Source organism: Pseudomonas sp. NPDC089407, from assembly GCF_044900445.1.
In the GTDB taxonomy this organism is placed as follows: domain Bacteria; phylum Pseudomonadota; class Gammaproteobacteria; order Pseudomonadales; family Pseudomonadaceae; genus Aquipseudomonas.
The window spans coordinates 48,408-54,407 of record NZ_JBJDNB010000047.1; the positions used below are offsets into that span (position 1 = coordinate 48,408).

At 60.8% G+C, this 6,000-nt stretch carries 5 protein-coding genes; 2 read left to right on the top strand and 3 right to left on the bottom strand.

Features of this window, described 5'->3' with window-relative positions; all coding sequences use genetic code 11:
• Positions 1 to 95: 95 nt before the first annotated feature.
• Complete coding sequence (locus ACI2KG_RS26825) at positions 96 to 677, bottom strand: hypothetical protein (protein ID WP_404663939.1); 582 nt, start codon at positions 675 to 677, stop codon at positions 96 to 98.
• A gap of 225 nt (positions 678 to 902) precedes the next feature.
• On the opposite strand from ACI2KG_RS26825, the gene ACI2KG_RS26830 reads away from it, so the two are divergent.
• Positions 903 to 3,035: a TonB-dependent receptor gene (locus tag ACI2KG_RS26830; RefSeq protein ID WP_404663940.1), complete on the top strand. Its 2,133-nt coding sequence runs from the start codon at positions 903 to 905 to the stop codon at positions 3,033 to 3,035.
• Positions 3,036 to 3,238: 203 nt separating this feature from the next.
• On the opposite strand, the gene ACI2KG_RS26835 is transcribed toward ACI2KG_RS26830, so the two are convergent.
• Entirely contained in the window at positions 3,239 to 4,531 is a 1,293-nt protein-coding gene (locus ACI2KG_RS26835) for a PQQ-dependent sugar dehydrogenase (protein ID WP_404663941.1), read from the bottom strand.
• Positions 4,528 to 4,956, bottom strand: a complete 429-nt coding sequence (locus ACI2KG_RS26840) for a DUF2231 domain-containing protein (protein WP_400622759.1) — start codon at positions 4,954 to 4,956, stop codon at positions 4,528 to 4,530. The genes ACI2KG_RS26835 and ACI2KG_RS26840 overlap by 4 nt, the downstream gene beginning before the upstream one ends.
• A 282-nt stretch (positions 4,957 to 5,238) precedes the next feature.
• Between ACI2KG_RS26840 and ACI2KG_RS26845 the strand changes: the two genes are divergently transcribed.
• Entirely contained in the window at positions 5,239 to 5,538 is a 300-nt protein-coding gene (locus ACI2KG_RS26845) for a hypothetical protein (protein ID WP_404663942.1), read from the top strand.
• The last annotated feature ends 462 nt before the right edge of the window (positions 5,539 to 6,000 follow it).

Consider the following 6,000-nt stretch of genomic DNA (forward strand, 5'->3'; position numbering starts at 1 on the left):
ATGGAAATCGAAAGCATGCACGCGCGTTATTCGCCATGCGGATAGGCCACGCGGGTAAAGCAGGCATGGATGCTCCGGCCGAAGCCGACAAGCAATCAGCGCGAGGTTTCGACGCGCAGCACTTCGGTGTAGATCGCATCGACCGTCTGGCCGACTTTAAGATTCTGCATGCGGGCCTGCAAGTCAGGGTTCTCGACCTTGACCACCTGCAGTTTGCCTTCTGGCGGCAGCAGGCTTACCTCATGCGTCTTGAGGTCGATCTTCTTGATCTGCGAAGTCACCCTGACCTGGCGGAACGCCTCGCCGCCCGGGTTGGGGTTTTCTGCTGTGGCACGGATGGTACCGGACTCTTCGCTTGCCTTCGGCGCCCCGCCAACGTCAGTGTTGAGCACGTAGGCCACGGCACGGGTGACATAGATGTCGACCTGGTCACCGACCTTCAGGTTGGGCAGCGCCTTGGCTTTCTCGGTCAGCTGGAACGTCACATCCTTCTTGTCATCCGGGCCCTTCACCGTGACCTGGCGGTTGGCCAGGTCGATAGCAGTGACTTGCGTGGTGACGTGGCTTTCCAGCGCTTCGCTGCCAATGGGGATATCGGCAGCCTGCACCGCAAAGCTGGCTGTAGAGGCCAGCGTGGCAAGGGCGACAGCACGAGCGAGAGTACGAATCGGGTTCATAGGCCTGCTTCCATGTGATCAAGTCCGAATAGGCGCGTGAAATGCTCACGCGCTAACAAGCATAGCCTTTGCCGGCTACCTTGCCGGCCCTTCCTCTACGTCGTATTTCGTCGTCTTTTCGCCACCCAGAGCCTTGTAATAGCAAATGCGAACTCTTTACACTTGCTTTACATTTACAAATCATTACTATTCGTGACCTTCAAAAACAACAAAGAGTCACCTGTAATGGCAAAAAGGTCTGTTGCCCCAGCATCCATTTCCATGCTGGGCCTGCTGGTTGTGCCTGCTGTTCACGCTGCCGTTCAAACCCAGGCGCAAGGCGCCCTCGCCCTGCCCGCCACCGCCGTCACCAGTGCCTACGAGCAGCAAAGCTACAAGGCCACTGAAAGCCGCAGCGCCATGAAGATCGACGCGCCGTTGCGCGATATCCCGCAAACCGTCAACGTCGTCCCCGAAAGCGTGATCAAGGACCAAGGCGCGCAGTCGATGGAAGCCGTGCTGAAGAATGTGCCCGGCATTGGCCTGTCCAACGGCGACGGCCAGCGCGACCAGGTGACCATCCGCGGTTTCAGCGCCATTGGCGACATGTACATTGATGGCGTGCGTGACGACGCCCTGTACTTCCGCGACCTGTCCAACGTCGAGCGGGTCGAAGTCATCAAGGGCCCGGCTGCCGTGCTGTATGGCCGTGGTTCTTCCGGCGGGCTGATCAACAGCATCAGCAAGAAGCCAAGCTTCACGCCCAAGCGCGAGGTCGGCATGAGCGTTGACAGCGAAGGCAAGCGCCGCACCCAGTTCGACAGCGGTTGGGCCGACCCGCAAGGCAACCAGGCCTACCGCGTGACCGGGGCCTTCGAAGACAGCGACACCTTCCGCGACGATGGCTACATCGACCGCAAGGCCATTGCCCCGTCGGCCTACTTCCGCCTGTCCGACGACCTGGAACTGAACCTGGGCGCCACCTACCTGTACGACAAACGCCTGATCGACTTCGGCATTCCGGCGCTGGGCAACCGCCCGGTGGATGTGGACCGCGACAAACGTTTTGGCTCGGGTGACGCCGACCAGGACTACGCCCGCAGCGAGGTATTCTCGCTGACCGCCAGCCTGGACTACCGCATCAACGACAACTTCACCCTGAACAACACCAGCCGTTACTACCGCTACGACCTGGACCGCAACAACACCCTGGCCGACAGCAGCCCGACGCGCTTCGTCACTGCACCCAATGGCGAACTGCTGGTCAAGCTCAACCGCGGCAACGTCGCCCGCGACGAATACGGTGTATTCAACCAGACCGAACTCAAGCAACAGGCGCAGTTGGCCGGCCTGCAGCACAACCTGTTGTATGGCGTGGAAGTAGGCTTCCAGGACAAGTACCAGCGCGTATTCAGCCAGAACAACGTGGCCCAGGTGCCGGTGTACCGCGACGCCCTGGTGCCGGTACCGGAGCATGCCGCCAACCTGTCGTCCAAGGGCACCAACTTCCAGCAGACCACCGGCCTGTACCTGCAGGACATGATCGAGCTGAACGAACACTGGAAGGCGCTGGTGGGTGTGCGTTACGACATCTTTGGCCAGGAGTACGACGACGACCGTGTGCAGAACGTCGATCTCGACCGCACTGACAAGACCTGGAGCCCACGTGCCGGCCTGGTCTATCAACCCGATGCAATCCAGTCCTACTACGTGTCGGTCAGCCGCAGTTACCAGCCTTCGGGTGAAGTGTTCGCAGTCAGTCCAACCAACCAGCACCTGGAGCCGGAAGAAACCACCAACTACGAAATCGGCGCCAAATGGGACCTGCTCGACAGCCGCCTGTCGCTGACCGCCGCAGTGTTCCGCCTAGAACGCACCAACATGAAGACCGCCGACCCGGCCAACCCGAACCTGACCGTGCTGGCGGGCGAGCAGCGTACCGATGGGTTCGAAGCCACCGTCAGCGGACAGCTCACGGACAAGTGGCAGATCTATGCGGGTTATGCCTATCTGGACGCCGAAATCACCCAGTCCAACAGCAAGACCAACGGCGTGGACAACGAAGGCCAGACTCCCACCTTGACGCCGCGCAACAGCGCCAACGTCTGGCTGGTGCGTACCCTGACCCCACAATGGCGCGTTGCCGCGGGTGCCAACTACGTCGACGAGCGCTACACCGCACTCGACAACGTGGTGGTAATGCCCGGCTACACCACCTTCGACGCCGCGCTGCTGTACAGCGTGCCGCAGTGGGACGCCGCGCTGCGCCTGAAGAACGTGTTCGACCGTGACTACTACGCCTCGGCGCACGGTTCGGTGGACCTGGTTACCCCAGGGGCACCGCGCACGCTGGAGGCCAGCTTCAACTACCGCTTCTGATCAAAGGCAAGTCTTGCGCTGCCTGCACTGGCCTCATCGCCGGCAAGCCAGCGCCCACAGGTATGGCACGAGGTTCAAGCGCCGCTGTACCTGTGTGCGGCTGTCTTGTTCAGGATCTGAAAGCTTGCGCACACTTTTGTGGGAGCTGGCTTGCCGGCGATAGGGCCAGCCCAGGCAACACACTGCGTTTTCCGCCACGGCGCTCAACGGTTACGCGTCACCCGCCAAACCGTATTGGCCAAATCATCGGCAATAATCAGCGCCCCACGCGGGTCCACCGTCACCCCCACTGGCCGCCCTCGGGTCTTGCCATCCTCACTACGAAAGCCCGTGGCAAAGTCGATCGGCTCCCCCGCCGGCTTGCCATTGCTGAACGGCACAAAGATCACCTTGTACCCCACCGGGTTGGGTCGGTTCCAGCTGCCGTGCTCACCCACGAATACGCCGTCGGCGAAACGCTCGCCCATGGCCGGGAGCGAGAAGTCGACACCCAATGCCGCCACATGCGAGCCCAGGCTGTAGTCCGGCTTGATCGCCGCCGCTACCTTGTCCGGGTTCTGCGGCCGCACCCGCTCATCCACGTTTTGCCCCCAGTAGCTATACGGCCAGCCATAGAACCCACCTTCACGTACAGAAGTGAGATAGTCCGGCACCAAGTCAGGCCCCAGTTCATCGCGCTCGTTGACGACCGTCCACAGCTGCCCGGTCTGCGGCTGTATAGTCAGAGCCGTCGGGTTGCGCAGGCCAGTGGCATAAGGCCGGTGCGCGCCGGTTTCGGCATCCACCTGCCAGACCATGGCCCGGTCAATCTCCACTTCCAGCCCGCGCTCGGTGATGTTGCTGTTCGAACCGATGCCCACATACAAGTAGCGACCGTCCTCGCTAACCGTCAGTGCCTTGGTCCAGTGATGGTTGATCTGCGCCGGCAAGTCGGTGACCTTGGTTGGCGGGCCGTCGGCCTGGGTCTGGCCTTCTTTATAGTCAAAGCGCACCAGCGCATCCTGGTTGGCCACATACAGCTTGCCGTTGGCAAAGGCCAGGCCGTAGGGCGCGTTGAGGTTTTCTGCGAACACGGTCTGCACCTCATAGGTGCCATCGCCGTCAGCATCACGCAGCAAGGTCAGGCGGTTGCCGCCCTTGACCTGGGTGTTGCCCTTGGCCTTGATCTGGCTGGCGATCACATCTTTGGGCTTGAGCTTTGCCGCACTGCCACCCCTGCCCTCGGCCACCACGATGTCGCCGTTGGGCAGCACCAGGCTCTGCCGCGGAATCTTCAGGTTGGTGGCGATGGCCTTGACACTGAAGCCCTCAGGCACCGTCGGCGTCTGCTCCCCCCAGGCAACCGGCTGAGCAATCTTCATGCTCGGCAGCAGACCGCGCTGCGGCTCGGGCAACTTCGGGTCCGGCCCGTGGGCCTGGGTTGGCTCGCCATCGCCACCACAAGCGCTCAGCAACAGCGCCATGCTCAACAGGCTCAATGCATACAAAGGCTTCATGCCGCACCTCCTGCACGCAGGTTACTCAAGCCGGTCCAGGCAGCGGCTACCGCGAGCACGGTCACGATCACCGACAGCACCAGCCCCGACGGCATCACCGCCCAGGCATCCTTTGCGTGTTCGAAGGCATTAATCAACCCAAGCACCCAGGTCACCAGCAGCAGCACGAAGTACAACGTCGGTCGCCCACCCTTGCGCTCGGCGCGGATCAGGTTGGCCAGCGCGAACAACAGCGCCAGGCCGCAGAACACCAGGCCACCTGCAATCAACCAGGCGGCGAAGTTGCTCCACTGGATCTGGTAGCTGTTGTAGTAGGCGATGTCGCTCAACAGTGCGCCGAGGAACAACGGCACACCGCCGGCCAGCAACAACGCGTGCAGCGGGCTGGGCGTACAGCGGTAGAGGGTACGGTCAGATGCGGTCACGGTGCCTCCTTTTCATTCAGTGACCCAGGCTGATGGGCTATTGCCATCAGACGAGCGCGGGGTGCGCCTAGCAAAGGAGCCCCTTGACGACGCGATAGTTCACCGCTTCGCTCGAATGAAATATCCTGCAAGGCATTAGCCTCGAAGGCCGTCGCTATTCCTTGTGGGAGCGGGTTCACCCGCGAAGGGCGCAACACGCTGCATGGGCACCGGCTACGCCGGTGTTCGCGAGTGAACTCGCTCCTACACAAGACCGCGCTACTGGTACGAAGGAGACAACACATGGGCAGCAAACCGATCCCCGCTTACACACCCTGGGCGCTGACCACCCTGCTCGCCCTCAGCCTGGCACTCACTGCGGGCTGCTCCAGCAAAGCCGGCAAGGCCCGCTATGCCACACCGGCGGTAGGCTCCAACTGCTTCGCCAAAGCCGTCCCCACCACCGGTGAAGGCGGCCTGGCCTGGGGCAATACCCTGAGCATTGCCCGGCAGAAATCCATGAACAACTGCATACGCTACGCCAGCCGCTCTGGTGGCGCGCCGAGAACTTGTCAAGTAGTAATGTCCAAGTGCAAAAACTGAATGTAGATAAACAAAGCAATAAGAAAGAAATTTCCTACAAGTAAATTTCAACTTTCAACAGATGAAATGCATATTCACAACCACGCAAGATAACTCAAATAAAATCTTACACTTTCTGTCTCGACCCTAACGTTGAAAACGAGGCATCGTCTTTCAATCGAAAGCCGACAAGCGCATAACGCTCTCAGCACACACGTAAGCTTTACGCTTCGGCGCGGAACACATAATGAAAGCCAAACTTCAGCAACGCTGAATAAGTTTCAGCCGACCAATATTTCAGTCTTTTCAGCACTGGAACAGGCACCTCTACGCCTGAAGTTCGAAGAGTCTGTTCTTTGAGCAAGGAGCTCGCATGAGCAACGCCTCCGTCAGCAGCGCCACCTCCGGCCCCGCCTGCAGCGCACGTATCCCCATCCTGCCGATACGCTATGCCATCGTGCCGCGCACCGGCGACATGCCCGC